At 44.9% G+C, this 14240-nt stretch carries 18 protein-coding genes and 1 pseudogene; 5 read left to right on the forward strand and 14 right to left on the reverse strand.

Going from position 1 to position 14240, the window contains the following annotated elements:
- Position 1: 1 nt before the first annotated feature.
- On the reverse strand, positions 2-1012 hold the full coding sequence (locus tag MJB10_RS15505) for a thiamine pyrophosphate-dependent dehydrogenase E1 component subunit alpha (protein WP_314796039.1): 1011 nt from the start codon (positions 1010-1012) through the stop codon (positions 2-4).
- A 109-nt stretch (positions 1013-1121) separates the two neighbouring features.
- Positions 1122-2546: a dihydrolipoyl dehydrogenase gene (lpdA, locus tag MJB10_RS15510; RefSeq protein ID WP_314796041.1), complete on the reverse strand. Its 1425-nt coding sequence runs from the start codon at positions 2544-2546 to the stop codon at positions 1122-1124.
- 173 nt (positions 2547-2719) lie between these two features.
- Between lpdA and MJB10_RS15515 the strand changes: the two genes are divergently transcribed.
- Positions 2720-2977, forward strand: coding sequence for a DUF2627 domain-containing protein (locus MJB10_RS15515; RefSeq protein ID WP_314796043.1), 258 nt, complete (start codon positions 2720-2722; stop codon positions 2975-2977).
- Positions 2978-3015: 38 nt separating this feature from the next.
- On the opposite strand, the gene steA is transcribed toward MJB10_RS15515, so the two are convergent.
- Positions 3016-4068 carry a putative cytokinetic ring protein SteA gene (gene steA, locus MJB10_RS15520; protein WP_314796045.1) on the reverse strand — a complete coding sequence of 351 codons (1053 nt, stop codon included), beginning with the start codon at positions 4066-4068 and terminating at the stop codon, positions 3016-3018.
- Between the two features lie 246 nt (positions 4069-4314).
- On the opposite strand from steA, the gene MJB10_RS15525 reads away from it, so the two are divergent.
- Positions 4315-4500: a hypothetical protein gene (locus tag MJB10_RS15525; RefSeq protein ID WP_314796047.1), complete on the forward strand. Its 186-nt coding sequence runs from the start codon at positions 4315-4317 to the stop codon at positions 4498-4500.
- Positions 4501-4554: 54 nt separating this feature from the next.
- Here MJB10_RS15525 and MJB10_RS15530 read toward each other — a convergent pair whose 3' ends face one another.
- Positions 4555-4737 carry a hypothetical protein gene (locus MJB10_RS15530; protein ID WP_314805668.1) on the reverse strand — a complete coding sequence of 61 codons (183 nt, stop codon included), beginning with the start codon at positions 4735-4737 and terminating at the stop codon, positions 4555-4557.
- Positions 4738-4833: 96 nt separating this feature from the next.
- On the opposite strand from MJB10_RS15530, the gene MJB10_RS15535 reads away from it, so the two are divergent.
- Entirely contained in the window at positions 4834-5058 is a 225-nt protein-coding gene (locus MJB10_RS15535) for a hypothetical protein (protein WP_314796049.1), read from the forward strand.
- Here the strand turns inward: MJB10_RS15535 and MJB10_RS15540 are convergent.
- Positions 5039-5284: a hypothetical protein gene (locus MJB10_RS15540; protein ID WP_314796051.1), complete on the reverse strand. Its 246-nt coding sequence runs from the start codon at positions 5282-5284 to the stop codon at positions 5039-5041. The two genes, MJB10_RS15535 and MJB10_RS15540, sit on opposite strands and share 20 nt — an antisense overlap.
- A gap of 214 nt (positions 5285-5498) precedes the next feature.
- Between MJB10_RS15540 and MJB10_RS15545 the strand changes: the two genes are divergently transcribed.
- The gene (locus MJB10_RS15545) at positions 5499-5765 is read left to right on the forward strand and encodes a hypothetical protein (RefSeq protein WP_314796053.1); all 267 of its coding nucleotides are present in this window, start codon (positions 5499-5501) and stop codon (positions 5763-5765) included.
- A 60-nt stretch (positions 5766-5825) separates the two neighbouring features.
- Here the strand turns inward: MJB10_RS15545 and MJB10_RS15550 are convergent, their stop codons facing one another.
- The 3 genes from MJB10_RS15550 to MJB10_RS15560 form a co-directional block, all read right to left on the reverse strand.
- Positions 5826-6056 carry a hypothetical protein gene (locus MJB10_RS15550; protein WP_314796055.1) on the reverse strand — a complete coding sequence of 77 codons (231 nt, stop codon included), beginning with the start codon at positions 6054-6056 and terminating at the stop codon, positions 5826-5828.
- A 15-nt stretch (positions 6057-6071) separates the two neighbouring features.
- Positions 6072-6488, reverse strand: coding sequence for a hypothetical protein (locus tag MJB10_RS15555; RefSeq protein WP_314796057.1), 417 nt, complete (start codon positions 6486-6488; stop codon positions 6072-6074).
- Positions 6489-6577: 89 nt separating this feature from the next.
- Positions 6578-7678, reverse strand: coding sequence for an MBL fold metallo-hydrolase (locus MJB10_RS15560; RefSeq protein ID WP_314796059.1), 1101 nt, complete (start codon positions 7676-7678; stop codon positions 6578-6580).
- A gap of 238 nt (positions 7679-7916) precedes the next feature.
- Between MJB10_RS15560 and MJB10_RS15565 the strand changes: the two genes are divergently transcribed.
- Positions 7917-8009, forward strand: coding sequence for a YjcZ family sporulation protein (locus tag MJB10_RS15565; RefSeq protein ID WP_314796062.1), 93 nt, complete (start codon positions 7917-7919; stop codon positions 8007-8009).
- Between the two features lie 130 nt (positions 8010-8139).
- On the opposite strand, the pseudogene spo0A reads toward MJB10_RS15565, so the two are convergent.
- The 6 genes and pseudogenes from spo0A to MJB10_RS15595 form a co-directional block, all read right to left on the reverse strand.
- Positions 8140-8942, reverse strand: a pseudogene (spo0A, locus tag MJB10_RS15570) (sporulation transcription factor Spo0A).
- Positions 8943-9173: 231 nt separating this feature from the next.
- Positions 9174-10514 carry a SpoIVB peptidase gene (spoIVB, locus tag MJB10_RS15575; RefSeq protein ID WP_314796064.1) on the reverse strand — a complete coding sequence of 447 codons (1341 nt, stop codon included), beginning with the start codon at positions 10512-10514 and terminating at the stop codon, positions 9174-9176.
- 117 nt (positions 10515-10631) lie between these two features.
- Positions 10632-12359: a DNA repair protein RecN gene (recN, locus tag MJB10_RS15580; protein ID WP_314796067.1), complete on the reverse strand. Its 1728-nt coding sequence runs from the start codon at positions 12357-12359 to the stop codon at positions 10632-10634.
- A gap of 15 nt (positions 12360-12374) precedes the next feature.
- The gene (ahrC, locus tag MJB10_RS15585; protein ID WP_314796069.1) at positions 12375-12824 is read right to left on the reverse strand and encodes a transcriptional regulator AhrC/ArgR; all 450 of its coding nucleotides are present in this window, start codon (positions 12822-12824) and stop codon (positions 12375-12377) included.
- A gap of 2 nt (positions 12825-12826) precedes the next feature.
- Positions 12827-13273, reverse strand: a complete 447-nt coding sequence (locus MJB10_RS15590) for a hypothetical protein (RefSeq protein WP_314796071.1) — start codon at positions 13271-13273, stop codon at positions 12827-12829.
- A 102-nt stretch (positions 13274-13375) separates the two neighbouring features.
- A complete protein-coding gene (locus tag MJB10_RS15595) occupies positions 13376-14206 on the reverse strand; it encodes a TlyA family RNA methyltransferase (protein ID WP_314796073.1) in 831 nt (276 codons plus the stop codon).
- Positions 14207-14240 lie beyond the last annotated feature (34 nt).

Here is a 14240-nt window from a genome sequence, read left to right on the forward strand (position 1 = left end):
CTTAGTTGCCATCTCCTTCCGCATAAACATGAAGAAGCGTATCTTCCGGCTTCGGATAAGGGGCAAGATCAGCATACTTCGTCGCTTCGTTAATTTCTTGTTTCTGACGCTCTTGCAACTCGCGATCTTGTTCTTCACTCCACAGCTCACAAGCAATCAGATACTCTTTATATTTCAAAATACCATCTTTCTGACGGTTTTCTTCGACTTCTTCCTTGGTACGGTAGAGCATGTCGTCATCCGAAGTCGAATGCGGCATAAGGCGGTACGACATCATCTCAATCAGCGTCGGGCCTTCTCCACGCGATGCGCGTTCTCTGGCTTCCTTGGTCACGCGATACATTTCCAAGACATCGCTGCCATCGACGCGAACGCCTGGGAAGCCATAGCCAATTGCACGATCTGCAATTTTACCTGCAACTTGCTTATGCAATGGCACGGAAATCGCGTATTGATTGTTCTCACATACAAAAATAACCGGCAGTTTATGTACGCCTGCAAAGTTGCAACCTTCGTGGAAGTCGCCTTGATTACTTGAGCCTTCGCCGAAGGAAACGAATGTAACGAAGTCTTGCTTTTTCATTTTAGCTGCCAAAGCGAACCCTGTCGCATGCGGCACTTGCGTCGTCACAGGAGAAGAGCCTGTCACGATATGATTTTTCTTATCGCCGAAATGTCCTGCCATTTGTCTGCCGCCGCTGTTCACATCTTCCGCTTTGCAGAAAACAGCCAGCATAAGGTCTTTCACTGTCATCCCTACGGAAAGAACAAACGCATAATCGCGATAGTACGGCAAGAAGTAGTCATGATTCGCTTTCATGGCGAAAGCCATACCCACTTGTCCCGCATACTGACCCATCCCTGAAACGTGGAAAGGAATTTTCCCAGCGCGTTGAAGCATGAAGGCACGCTCATCATATTTCGCGGCAAGACTCATCACCGTATACATCCGTAGTGCTTCTTCATCTGATAATCCTAAACTTCTGTGCTTATATAGCTGACCAATGGACATGGAGGTTGCCTCCTTATTGAGATTGATTGAGTGCCAGAAGATTAATACCTGGTCCTAATACTAGACTCTATAAGCATATTATAAACGCAAACGTTTATGATTACAATTTTTATCCACTAATTGCGATACCATCAACAGCCAACATCGCTTCTCCCAATGCTTCTGACAATGTCGGATGCGGATGAATCGTCTGTCCAACTTCCCACGGTGTCGCATTCAGTACTTGGGCCAACGCGGCTTCCGTAATACTGTTCGTCACTTGCGGTCCGATCATGTGCACACCAAGAATATCGTTCGTCTCTTTATCTGCAATCACTTTCACGAAGCCATCGGAATCCCCGTACACCAGCGCTTTACCCACCCCTTTGAAACTAAATTTACCAACTTTTACTTGGTGACCTTTCGCTTCGGCTTGTTCCTGCGTCCAACCGACGCTGGCGATCTCAGGTCTTGTATAGGTGCACTTCGCCACTAGATGCGCTTGAAGCTCCTCTGGCTGATGTCCCGCAAGGTGCTCAGCCGCGACGATCCCTTCATGTCCTGCCATATGCGCAAGCATTAATCCGCCAATCACATCGCCAACCGCATAAATGTGTGACTCCGACGTTTGCATAGAAGCGTTCACGCGAATGACGCCTTTATCAATTTTCACATCTGTATTTTCAAGACCTATGCCTTCTACATTCGCAACGCGTCCAACTGAAACTAATACTCGTTCCGCTGACAATTCTTGCAGCTCACCCTGTTTGTCCACCTGCAACGTCACACTGCCATCAGCAACTTTGACGGATTCAGAAATCAGCTTAGCGCCTGTTTCCAATTTAATCCCGCGTTTCTTAAAGAGGCGTTCTAGTTCCTTTGAAACATCCTTGTCTTCTAGATTCACCAATCGGTTGTCCACTTCAACAATCGTGACCTCGACTCCAAAATCATGTAGCATGGATGCCCACTCTACACCAATCACGCCGCCGCCAATAATAATAACCGACTTCGGCAGTGTTTCCATCCGCAAAGCATCTTCACTCGTCATAATGTAAGTGCCATCGATCTCTAATCCAGGCAAGCTGCGAGGTCTAGATCCTGTTGCGATGATTAAATTGTTAGATAACAGCGTCTCGATATCACCTTCTTCTTTCTCAACCGAAACAGCGCCGCTGCGAGGCGAGAAGATCGAAGGACCAATGACTCGGCCATTGCCGTGGTGAATCGTAATTTTATTTTTTTTCATCAGAAATTGCAGACCTTGATGAAGTTGATTCACTATGCGGTCCTTGCGTTCCAGGACTCGCTCAAAGTTCAGCGAAACATTCTCTGCCGAGATCCCATAATCTTCACTATGTTTCATCGCGGCAAACATCTCCGCACTGCGCAGTAGCGCCTTGCTTGGGATACAACCCTGATGCAAGCAGGTTCCGCCCATTTTCTCCTTTTCAACGATCCCAACTGTCTTGCCTAATTGTGCTGCTCGAATAGCTGCTGTGTACCCGCCAATGCCTCCGCCCAAGACGACAACATCATATCTATGTTCACTCATGTATGTATTTTCCTCCCTATGAAAATCAACGATTTCTTCTTATGTATACGCACATCTCTATTATATTACCCTTTTTTGGGGATGAAGTCATAGTCTTATTTGTGAAATAGACACACTAGCAATTTCGGGGTATGATGTTAGAAAACGAAGTTTCAGTCATATAAGGAGCCGTTATGAAAGCACCGTTTTATCGCTTTATCGCTATTCTTCTACTCGTAATTCCAGGCCTTACCGCTACGTATGGGTTTCTTGCGATGAAAGATGCTTTTTTCGCTCAATTCGATGCCGACAGCGGTATGCTTTGGGGGAAATTTTTCTTAGGTTTACTGTTGTTTCTCTTAGGGGTTGCTTTTATTGGCGGATGGACATTCTTCCGTGATCGCAAGCGCAACTATTTAGCCCCACGCTTCAAGCCTAAACGCAAGAAATAGACCAGACACCTGTCTGGTCTATTTCTTTGTATACGGATCTACAAGCCAACCAGCTTCCAGACCGTATGGACGGCTCTTTGGAGAATCCAGTGCAGCTGAAGGAAGCTAAGTCCGATAAACACTCCGCACAGAATAAGCGTTGATAGGAATTCTCTTCGCGGGGGTTGAGCAGCTTCTTGTAGAACACTCAAACTCTTCATATCCACCAGCCTGTCGCCAATACGCAGGCGCACTAGCAAAGAACTCCCCATTTCTGGCATCCCGCTCGCCATAAATTCGTGCATATGCAACTGCACGCCAACCGTCATCAGTCGTTCTCCGCCCTGCTCATACGCCAAGCGAAGCGCCACATCCTCCGTACTACCTAAACCATTCAACTCATGATACCTAGTCGGACTGCTAAATTGCCTTGGCTGCTGTATATCTTGATCCATCTTGCGCGTATGTATGACGATTTCCGCACCGCATGTCCACACTCGCTCCGATATCTGATGACGCTCTGCGATTACAAGATCCGGAATAAAGCCACTTGCGAGCAAATGATCCGCAACTTCACCAACTCCAATTAGGACTGATCGGAGTCGACGCCACAGTCGGCTTGCCGCTTCAAGTTCCGTCAAGTATCCTTTCCCATTCGAAACGATCACAACGTGTTTACCATCGAATTTCGTACGGAGCAAAAGCTCAGGTAATGGTTTGAATATTTCATTCTTCTGATTCTCTGCATAAGCGAGAGTATGTGCAAGGAAGAGCTCCTGACGATTCTCCCAATGTTCACTGGCAACTTGCTGATCGCGCAGCCAATCTTCCTTCCCGTATAAACGACAAGGTACTTGATACTCCCCAATCAACAAGTAATCTGAAAATAAAATGGCCTCTGCATCCGGAATAAATATGGATTGATAACTGACCGCGACCTCCCAAATAAGAATACCGTGTTGAAGAAGCAGCAACGGTCCTTGCCTCGGTATTTGACCGCTCATGACGGGTCCACAATGAATGACAGCTTTCACTTTGTTATCGACGAACCGCATAGCTTCTGACTCTTCTAGATCGCTGTGGGAGCATACTAAGATTCGGTTTGACGGCATGACTTGCGTGCGTTCGCCATCCGCTGACCTTGATGGCCATATTGCCAGCTTCCCTTGACAAATTTGAGTCGATTTCGATGTAAATAAGGATCGGGAAGACCCATTCAAGCAACGTCACCTGGCTTTCCTAAAAACGTCGATTCTTGACCTAGGTAATTTTCCCGATCCCACAAAATAGTATGTATAGATTCACACAGGGATGGAAAACATTGTTTATATTCTTAAAAGAAAGGAGAGAAATCATCCATGGAGCTAAACATGAGCGCAGATGAAGTGTTAGGCCAAATTGTACAGCTTCACAGCACAGGAGAATCATTGGCCAAAAAAAGTGTGAAGAAAATGCATCCTGATCTAATGAAAAACGCCCTGTATTACTACCCTAGTTGGGAACATGCTTTGCAAAAGACAGGAGTAAGCAACATCGTTCACTAAACATACATAGATTACACCCTCAAGCTCCGTCAGGCGATCCTGTCGGAGCCGTTTTTATTCGATGACTTCCCACTCCACCTGAACCATCTGATCCACCCAAGTGCGTATTTTCACCTCGATGGCTTGCTCAATTTCCTCATCAGTCATGTCACCAAGCTTATGCTCTGCAATCTCGAGCACATCCGACTTATTCATCTCTCCATCAATCGTAAGCTGAATTTGTATACGCAATATCATCATCCTTCTCATCGTTATATCTAAACTTTCCATTGTTACTGCCCGTTACTTTGTATACAATTAAATTAAATCAAAGAAAGAAACGAGGGACAGCTCATGTCACATTCCAAAGCACAGAAAATACGCCAACGCCTCGTCCGCGAAGGCAAGTTAGATCCAACCATTCAGCGATTACATTGGTTCGGTACGAATCCTGTAACCAAAATAACTCCCACACTTGCCGAGAAGCAAGCAAAAAAACTGCATAAACACAAATCAAGGAATTTGACCCATGGATATGGCGATGATTCCTTTTGTTATTTCATGCCTCGCGAAGCGTGATGCCTTGCTCCGCCGCATAATGTATCAGCTCTTCCTTTTCATGCGGTTTGAATTGATAATTGCAGTCAAATCCGTTATAAAATAATTGCCACCGCGACACAGCCCCAATCTCGTCCCCTTCTAATACAGCCACATATAAAGAATCAGGCTCATCTTCGAACTGAAGACCGATGTGAATATGCGCCTTCCCGTCTATGATTTCCTGTTCACAATAGTCCTTGATCATCTCAACATGACCTCCTAAAAGTTTTGAAAAGCCCATGCAAACGAAGTAGAATATTGCAGCGTCAAAACTAGCTATCTGCAGCATTTGCTTGAATAAAATCTTTTTTATTTATATAATATACTAATGCGATTAAGCTCACAAAGCGCAGCGAATGCTAATTTATGAATTTGCGAAGTAGAATAAGGACTTAGCAAACTCTTAGGAGGAAATACATATGGCCTACGATCCGCAGGTAGTTGATGCAACAATAGTAAGCGATAATAAAAAAAATGGACTGTTCGAAGTGGTTGTTTCTTTGAAAGACCGCAACAAATGCCGTCTTTTCTTTGAAAGAGACGCAGAAACTGGCGTTGGCCGCGTTACGGACTTGAATCGCCTTATGAAGGAGCCTTGCCCGATCTGCCGCAAAGATTACCTTTGTAATTGCTTAGATCGTTATAAATTCTCCATCGCAGATCAAGCGTTGAGTTTGATTAAATAATATCCGAACAGAAACCCCTTAGCCAACGGCTAAGGGGTTTTGTTATTTATCTCTCAAGCGTTACTCATAAATCACGCGGTAAAGACCTTCTAATAAACTCTGATAGCTTTTCGGATCATAAGAAATTTCGGCGAAAGATACCGAAATGACCTTATTGCTTGTTTTGACGATAAAGAAACTATCTGCCGCTTCCTCTGGATCAATATACGTATAGCACTCCAACTGGATGCTCCCTGTCTTACTGCGAAGAAATGCAGTCGCCTCTTCACTATGATTCGCGAACTTCGGCAAAACGCATCGACTCCTTTATGCCTTCTTTTTCTTCAAAGCTAAATACCCACCTAGCAGGGCTACGGGAATAATTGCAATAAATCCAACCCATTCATACCATACGGGAATGACATCATTCGTCAGAATGGAATCAAAGCCGATCCCTGCCCCAATAACGCCGATAATAGCCGCATTAAACAACTCTGCTCGTTTCGCCACTTTTGCCGTAAGATAACTGCCAAGGAAGGTCCAAAACAGACCCACAATGAGTAAAAATAACATAAGAGCCACATTAGAATAAATAGCACTAACATCCTGCTCTAGCTCAGGTCGCATCGAGAAATAGAGACTGCCAATCAATCCGGAAGAGATCAATGTCCCGATATTATCAACTGCGATACCTAATACAACGGCTAGGAAATGAAACTTTCGTACACTTTTTTGTTCTGTCATAGACACGTATTCTCTCCTGATCACTTCGATCTACTAATCCAATACCTCACTCATAATACCATGTGGCGCCTTCCGTAGCCAGTTTTAAGCTATGCCTCTGCCCACCAGGAACTGTTAGGGAACGGAATTACAGAATCACCTTGCATGGTAATCGTTTGGCCAATCTGCGGTACTACCATCTCTACGCCAAGCGTCTCTGCAACCTTCGCTGCACGAATAACAGGATCATTCCAGTCGTGCAAAGCGAGGGTAAAAGCTCCCCAATGAATAGGCAGCATGACCTTCCCTTTTACATCCAAATGGGCCTGAACCGTTTCTTCTGGCATCATATGAATATCTGCCCATCGCTCTTCATACTGACCGCATTCCATGAGCGTGAGATCGAAGGGGCCATACTTTTGACCAATTTGTTTAAAATGAGGTGCATACCCGCTATCCCCGCTAAAAAAGACGCTTTTACGCTCCCCTTTGATAACCCAAGAGCACCATAAGGTAGCGCCGCGGTCATTAATGCTGCGCCCTGAGAAGTGATTGGCAGGCGTACAGACTAATTGAAGTCCTTGAAAGTTCAATTCATCCCACCAATCATACTCGGAGATGATGTCCGCGGGAATGCCCCACCGAATTAAATGGCTGGAAACGCCAAGTGGCACGATGAATTTTGCGACTTTGTGCTTGATTTGCTGGATCGAACCATAATCCAGATGATCATAATGATCATGGGATAATAGTACTGCATCAATGCTTGGAAGTTGATCTAACTCTATGGGTAAACCGGCGCTATATCGCGGCTTGCCGAACCACGGGAATGGCGATGGTGTTCTGCCAAACATCGGATCTAAGAGCAATGTTTTGCCTTCTATGGTTAGCAAGCTGGCCGAATGACCGAACCACGTGACGGTCAATTCTCCTGACGTCGAGAATCGCGGGGCAGCCATAGGGAGCGGATCAGCTGGACGTCGACGAGGACTTCCTTTGAGCATATCTCGAAGTATGCCGAGCGTTGCCGAGAAATTCATATTCGTCATCGCAGGAATCGGATTTTCAAATTTCCCTTGCTTGTATTGGGGAGATTGCATATAACCGCTTGCAGCAAGCTTTGACGGTTTCCGCCCGAAAACAGGGTACACACGCATAAAAACGAGAAACAAAACAATCAACCCAACAATTATTCCGACTGTTACCAACATTCTCATTGCCTCCAAGCTGTCTCGAGTTCAGTCTGCACGTTGGAAATGAGCAGGACTAAGTTGTAATAACGTAACTACCTTCCTTAAGGTTTCAAGAATTCTCACGGTGCCCAATTTACAAATTTATTTGCATGGACAGGGACATGAGCACAATCAGTCGATTCGCCCAAACATTCCTCAGAAATAGTCATAAGCTATCTCGAAACACAAACCAAATAACAGTTGGAGGTTGATTTGAATGAGTTGTGGAGTTGGCGTAGGTACTTCTGCAGCAGCTGTCTTGGTACTTTTCATCTTGTTGGTTATCATCACTAGCGCATTTGTTTGGTAATCTAAACACTCATACAGAGGGACTGCCTAGTCATCTAGGCAGTCTTTCTGACCTTTTCACCCCCATAACAAAAAGGACGCTCAATGAATGAGCGCCTTTCTTGTATAATTATATCCCGATTCTAACTCTCTCAGGAAACCTTATGCTCAATGCGCAATTTATCCGCAACCATGGCAATAAACTCGGAATTCGTCGGCTTTGATTTCGAGATATTAATCGTATATCCGAAAATAAAGGAAATGCTGTCGATATTGCCACGCGTCCAAGCGACTTCAATTGCATGGCGAATCGCACGTTTCGACGCGGCTAGGCGTTGTTTTATATTTTTCAGCAATGGCAGGATAAAGTGTTTTGGTAATGGCACCGAGAATCTCAATATTGTTGTAAACCATTGTAATGGCTTCACGCAAATATTGATAACCTTTGATGTGTGCAGGAACACCAATTTCATGAATAATACTCGTAATATTGGCATCCAAGTTCTTGCCTTTCGGCATATGCACCACATTTGCTCTTGGTGCTGAAGACGTCGTTGTTGTTGTCGTAGACGGATTCCCCGCAAGCTGACGTATACGATTGGTAAGGGTTTCCATGTCAAAAGGTTTCAATATGTAATAAGAAGCGCCAAGCTGCACGGCTTTCTGCGTTATGTTTCTCTTGACCGAAAGCCGTTAACATAATGATTTTCGGTTGAGAAGGCAGATTCATTTCACGCATTTTCTCTAACACGCCAAGTCCATCCAAATGCGGCATGATAATATCTAAAATGAGGACATCAGGAAGCTCACGTTGTTGTTCTAGAAAACGGAGGACCTCGTTACCATTATACGCAACGCCTACAATTTCCATATCCTCTTGCTCACCAATGAACTCTGAAAGTAAATGAGTAAATTCACGATTATCGTCTGCAAGTAACACCTGAATTTTTTGCAACTTAATATCCTCCTTTAGCTACTGAAACAAGTTGGTATTTTCTCTCTTAAGTAAGGTATTCGACACTCCAATTTAAAATCCTTCTGTCGAATATTATTTTTCTTTTCATTTGTTGCAGTTTCTTATATAATAAAATATTTATCTCCCGTTTCCAACATTATTCGACAAAACCCCTATTTACTCGTCAAGCGTTTGTAGAAAGAGGTTAAAATGAAATAAAGAACCAAAGGCTTAACTCGCCTTTGATTCTTTGTAAGCATCATTTGAAGTTGGCCGCAAAATAATACCGGAGTCCTGCAGCATCCACTCAATATAGCAGCCATAGCCGCTTGTCGGGTCATTCACGAATACATGCGTGACAGCCCCAATCAATTTACCATTTTGAATAATCGGAGAACCGCTCATTCCTTGCACAATACCGCCTGTTTTATCTAATAAACGCGGATCTGTAATCTTGATGACCATGCCTTTGGTGCCTGGCACATCTTGTTTCGATACATGAACAACTTGAATATCGAACTTCTCTACCTTCTGCCCTTCAAGCACCGTGTAGATTTGTGCGGGACCTTCTTTCACTTCTTCCGCAAAAGCTACAGGAATCGCCTCTTTTTCTAAGCTGTGATCAGGTGCTGCATACATTTTTCCGAAAATGCCAAATGCCGTATTTCGCTCAATATTGCCAATAATTTTACTGTCTTTGTAGAGCGTTGCATGTTTCTCGCCTGGATCGCCTCCGCGGCTCTTCGATATGGAGGTAACGTTTGAATACACGATGTCCCCATCGCCAACAATAATAGGTGTCTGCGTGTCCATATCGGTGATAACGTGACCCAAGGCGCCGTACACGCCCTGATCAGGCGCATAGAAGGTCAAAGTGCCAACCCCTGCTGCTGAATCCCGAATATACAGCCCCAAACGATACGACTTGTCCACGACATCATAGACGGGCTGCAGCTTTACAACGATTTCTTGATTATTCCGAAGAATTTGCAATACGAGTGGATTTTTGCTCTCGCCAGACTTGGCCACAAGCTCAGCCACTTTGCTAACATCCTTTGAATCTTTGCCATTAATTTTCGTAATGAGATCGCCAACTTGAATTTTGGCTTCTTCCCCTGGTGAAACTTTTTGCTCTGAGGCAACAGTCACTAGATGATGACCTACGACCAAAATACCAGCAGACTTAATTTTCACTCCGATGGTCTGGCCCCCTGGGATCACTTTTAAATCAGGTACAACATTGACTTTGACGGTCTTAATCGGGATCGCACCGAACAATTTGAGTTTCATTTCCGTTTGTCCAGAGTGATCCGATTGTAGAGAAATGGGTTCGTTTAAATTAACTTGAAATGAGTGCTCGGCGTTGCCGTTAACCTTTACAATATCCGTATCCTTGACCGTAACCTGGGCGCTGACCGGCATTGTTAATTGAAGCTGCTTCCCTTGACCGCTAAATAAGCGAAGCTCCTGCGGAAAAGAGGCGAAGCTCTGAAAAGGCGGGGACATACTTACCAAGCAAACGAAGAAGACGAGCAGGAGTCCGAACAATCTTTTTCTTTTGTTGGATTGCACTATCAACACGCTCCTTCATAATTCCTTGAGCCCTGACCAAAACCTCGTCAAATGCGTACCTATAAGTTAACCCCAGACCCCCTCTTTTATAACTGTTAATGATGACTATCTCTTCATTCAAACCCTTGCTTTCTTATTATTTGCCATGGCAAGCATTTCTCCCGCATGGTGAAGGGTCGTTTCCGTAACTTCTACGCCCCCAAGCATACGTGCCAGTTCCTCAATCCGACCCGTTTCTGGCATATCATGAACCTTTGTAAAGGTGCGCTCTTGATCCACTTCTTTGCGAATGTAGAAATGCACATCAGCGAAGCTCGCAACTTGAGGCAAATGCGTAATCGAGAAAACTTGGCAGCTTCGCGATAATACGGACATTTTCTCAGCAATCGCTTGTGCCGCGCGTCCGCTTACTCCCGTATCAACTTCGTCAAAAACAAGAACAGGAATTTGGTCAATGCGAGCAAAGATCGCTTTCATCGCCAACATGATCCGAGACAACTCCCCGCCTGAAGCGATTTTGCTTAATCCTCTTAGCGGCTCGCCTGGATTTGGAGCCATGAGAAACTCCACTTGATCGATACCCTGACGTGAATAGCGGACTTTGTTCCCGTCGACTTCAATACCGCGATCATCGATGATATGAGCAATTTGCACACGGAACTGCGTTCGTTCCATCTGGAGATCGCGAAGTTCGTGCTCAATTTGTACAGAAAGATCGTTGGCAATGCCTTTGCGTAAATTGGATAAATCCAGCGCATGAATTCCAAGCTGCTTCTCAACACTCGTCAGCTGTTCCTCTAATTTGCGAATGTTCTCATCTTTATTCTCAATTGTGTCCACTTCATCTTTGATCTTATCCAAATAGGCCAAAATTTCTTTAATATTTTCTCCATATTTGCGGCGAAGCGTCGTAATGCTGTCTAATCGTTGTTCGATGAAATCCAATCGTGCCGGATTAAATTCAATGCCATCGCGATAATCGCGAAGCTGGTAAGCAGCGTCCTCCATTTGATAAAAGGCAGACTGTGCCTGCTCAAGCAGTGGGCTTAGTTTCGCTGGATCAAGCTGAACGATATCCTGAAGTCGTGATATGGCCTTCCCCGCGGCATCCAAACCCTTATTCGTGGCATACAAGAAATCGTAAGCCTCTGACGAACTTTGATACAGCTTCTCTGCGTTAGCGAGCTTTCTTTTTTCTTCAGCCAAAGCTTCATCTTCACCGATTTTCAGCTTGGCCGCTAAGATTTCATCAATTTGGAATCGGTATAAATCCAGCATTTGAAGCGCTTGCTTACTCGTTTCTTGCAAATCATTCAGCTCTTTTTGGAGTTTGATATACTGATCATAGCTCGCTTGGTAAGCAGCTTTGGCCGCGGCAATCTCCGCATCACCGAATAAATCCAACGAATGAATATGCTCTTCAACTTGAAGCAGAGATTGGTGCTCATGTTGTCCATGAATATTGACGAGCCATTCCCCCGTCTTACGCAACATCGTCATATTGACGAGTTGACCATTGATGCGGCTGGAGCTTTTCCCTGTCGAAGTAATTTCACGCCGAATAATTAAATGCTCACTCGGATCAGCCTCAATCCCGAATGCTGTAAGCGTCTGCCAAACTGGGTGGGTCGCAGGCAGCTCAAACATCGCTTCTATCTCTGCTTTATCCGCCCCGTACCTAACTAAATCCGAGGAACCTCTACCGCCTACAATGAGTGTTAACGCATCTATGATAATCGATTTACCAGCGCCTGTTTCCCCTGTCAAGACATGAAAGCCTGCCTTAAATCGAATATGTACATGTTCAATAACAGCCAAATTACGAATCGAAATTTCTGTAAGCATGAACGCCTCCTGCAATTAAGATAATAAAGACATCATTTCATCCACAAAGGTAACGCTATTCTCTTTCTCGCGACAAATAACCAGTATTGTATCGTCCCCGCAAATGGTACCCATCACGCCATGCCACTCCAAATTGTCGACTAGCGCGCAAATCGTATTCGCTGTGCCAGGCAAGCATTTCATCACAACCAAATTATTCGTATAGTCGATACTGACGAAATGGTCACTGAGCGCTCTGCGAAGTCTTTGCATTGGATTAAAACGCTGATCAGCAGGCATGGAATACTTATATCTACCGTCGTCCAACGGCACCTTGATCAAATGCAGCTCTTTGATATCCCTGGAAACGGTCGCTTGTGTAACATGAAATCCAGCCGCGCGCAGTTCTTCTACAAGCTCGTCCTGCGTTTCGATTTCATGATTCGTAATAATTTCTCTGATTTTTACATGTCTTTGACCTTTCATCCTTACACCTCTATGTGAAAAGTGATTTTCTTGATTTTGCTTACGGTCATATCGACATATAGGATGCCTTGAGCCTCTGGATACAAGAGGGAATATGGAAGCAGCATATCCCGAACAGCGCTGCCTGACATCTCTAGCGGCTTTCGCTCTCTTGCCACTTTCACTACAAACACCTGCTCATCCTTTTGTACAAAATAATCGATAAATAAACGGCTTTCCAACTGTTCTCTCTCGTTAACCGTCATGGTGATGGGAATCTTCGTTTTACCTGCAAGCACATCGAAACCTGCCCCTTCAAGCAGCTCTACGACGTCGTCTACAGGTACATTCGATTGCTCTGGAATACGTCCCCCGACTCGTTTATTGTTCCAGTTACGCATACGCCAAAAGAGGATAACGATCGCACCGATCCCAATTAACAAAATGACGCTAACATCGCCTTGTTCCATCTCCTCACCTCGCCTATTTATTCGAGAATTCGGAGGGGAAATCCTTTTCAAGCTAGAAAAAACCCATCTCAGGGCCGCAAAAGGCGTTCTCAAAGATGAGTTTTATTTTCCGTGCAATTTCTGTGATGCTTTCACTGTTTCCGCCACAATCGCTTGCAGGGATGATGCCGCGGCCAACGACTCTTCTTCGACATGACTACTCCAATATGCAAGAAACTCGATATTACCTTCTCCACCTGTGATAGGGGAATACGTAAGACCTTTTAAACGGAAGCCTAGCTCCTCTGCAAAAGAAAGGACGGTTGTCAGGACATCGATATGGACATCTGTATCGCGGACTACGCCCGATTTGCCCACTTTCTCTCGTCCCGCTTCGAATTGCGGCTTAATCAGAGCAACGACATGACCTTCATTTCCTAAAATCTCTTTCAATGGGGGCAGTATGATCCGCAGTGATATGAAAGAAACATCAATGCTCGCAAACGTCGGTTTAGGACCAATCAAATCTTCTAATTTCGTATAACGGAAATTCGTGCGTTCCATGACATGGACACGCTCATCATTGCGCAGCGACCAATCTAATTGGTTGTAACCGACGTCTACCGCGTAAACAGAAGCTGCGCCATTTTGCAGTGCACAATCTGTAAATCCGCCTGTTGAAGCGCCAATATCCAACATAACTGCACCTTGCAGGTCGATCTCGAATTGCTTTAACGCTTTCTCCAGCTTAAGGCCGCCGCGACTAACATAAGGATGAATCGCGCCTTTTACTTTCAGAATAGCCTTGCGACTAATTTTCATACCTGCTTTATCAACCGGCTCTTCATCCGCAAAAACAAGGCCTGCCATGATGGCGGCCTTTGCTTTTTCCCTGCTCTCGAAATAGCCCTGCTCCAGCAGAAGTAAGTCTAATCGTTCTTTATCAGATGACATATATCGTGTGTTGCTCCTATTCCCATGGAATCAT

The organism is Paenibacillus sp. MBLB1832 (assembly GCF_032271945.1).
Lineage (GTDB): Bacteria > Bacillota > Bacilli > Paenibacillales > NBRC-103111 > Paenibacillus_E > Paenibacillus_E roseopurpureus.

What these genes read in the sequence shown, in the direction of transcription:
- MJB10_RS15505 (WP_314796039.1), bottom strand. Translation starts at nt 1,012, where the DNA reads ATGTCCATTGGTCAGCTATATAAGCACAGAAGTTTAGGATTATCAGAT.
- lpdA (WP_314796041.1), bottom strand. Translation starts at nt 2,546, where the DNA reads ATGAGTGAACATAGATATGATGTTGTCGTCTTGGGCGGAGGCATTGGC.
- MJB10_RS15515 (WP_314796043.1), top strand. Translation starts at nt 2,720, where the DNA reads ATGAAAGCACCGTTTTATCGCTTTATCGCTATTCTTCTACTCGTAATT.
- steA (WP_314796045.1), bottom strand. Translation starts at nt 4,068, where the DNA reads ATGCCGTCAAACCGAATCTTAGTATGCTCCCACAGCGATCTAGAAGAG.
- MJB10_RS15525 (WP_314796047.1), top strand. Translation starts at nt 4,315, where the DNA reads ATGGAGCTAAACATGAGCGCAGATGAAGTGTTAGGCCAAATTGTACAG.
- MJB10_RS15530 (WP_314805668.1), bottom strand. Translation starts at nt 4,737, where the DNA reads ATGATATTGCGTATACAAATTCAGCTTACGATTGATGGAGAGATGAAT.
- MJB10_RS15535 (WP_314796049.1), top strand. Translation starts at nt 4,834, where the DNA reads ATGTCACATTCCAAAGCACAGAAAATACGCCAACGCCTCGTCCGCGAA.
- MJB10_RS15540 (WP_314796051.1), bottom strand. Translation starts at nt 5,284, where the DNA reads ATGATCAAGGACTATTGTGAACAGGAAATCATAGACGGGAAGGCGCAT.
- MJB10_RS15545 (WP_314796053.1), top strand. Translation starts at nt 5,499, where the DNA reads ATGGCCTACGATCCGCAGGTAGTTGATGCAACAATAGTAAGCGATAAT.
- MJB10_RS15555 (WP_314796057.1), bottom strand. Translation starts at nt 6,488, where the DNA reads ATGACAGAACAAAAAAGTGTACGAAAGTTTCATTTCCTAGCCGTTGTA.
- MJB10_RS15560 (WP_314796059.1), bottom strand. Translation starts at nt 7,678, where the DNA reads ATGTTGGTAACAGTCGGAATAATTGTTGGGTTGATTGTTTTGTTTCTC.
- MJB10_RS15565 (WP_314796062.1), top strand. Translation starts at nt 7,917, where the DNA reads ATGAGTTGTGGAGTTGGCGTAGGTACTTCTGCAGCAGCTGTCTTGGTA.
- recN (WP_314796067.1), bottom strand. Translation starts at nt 12,359, where the DNA reads ATGCTTACAGAAATTTCGATTCGTAATTTGGCTGTTATTGAACATGTA.
- ahrC (WP_314796069.1), bottom strand. Translation starts at nt 12,824, where the DNA reads ATGAAAGGTCAAAGACATGTAAAAATCAGAGAAATTATTACGAATCAT.
- MJB10_RS15590 (WP_314796071.1), bottom strand. Translation starts at nt 13,273, where the DNA reads ATGGAACAAGGCGATGTTAGCGTCATTTTGTTAATTGGGATCGGTGCG.
- MJB10_RS15595 (WP_314796073.1), bottom strand. Translation starts at nt 14,206, where the DNA reads ATGTCATCTGATAAAGAACGATTAGACTTACTTCTGCTGGAGCAGGGC.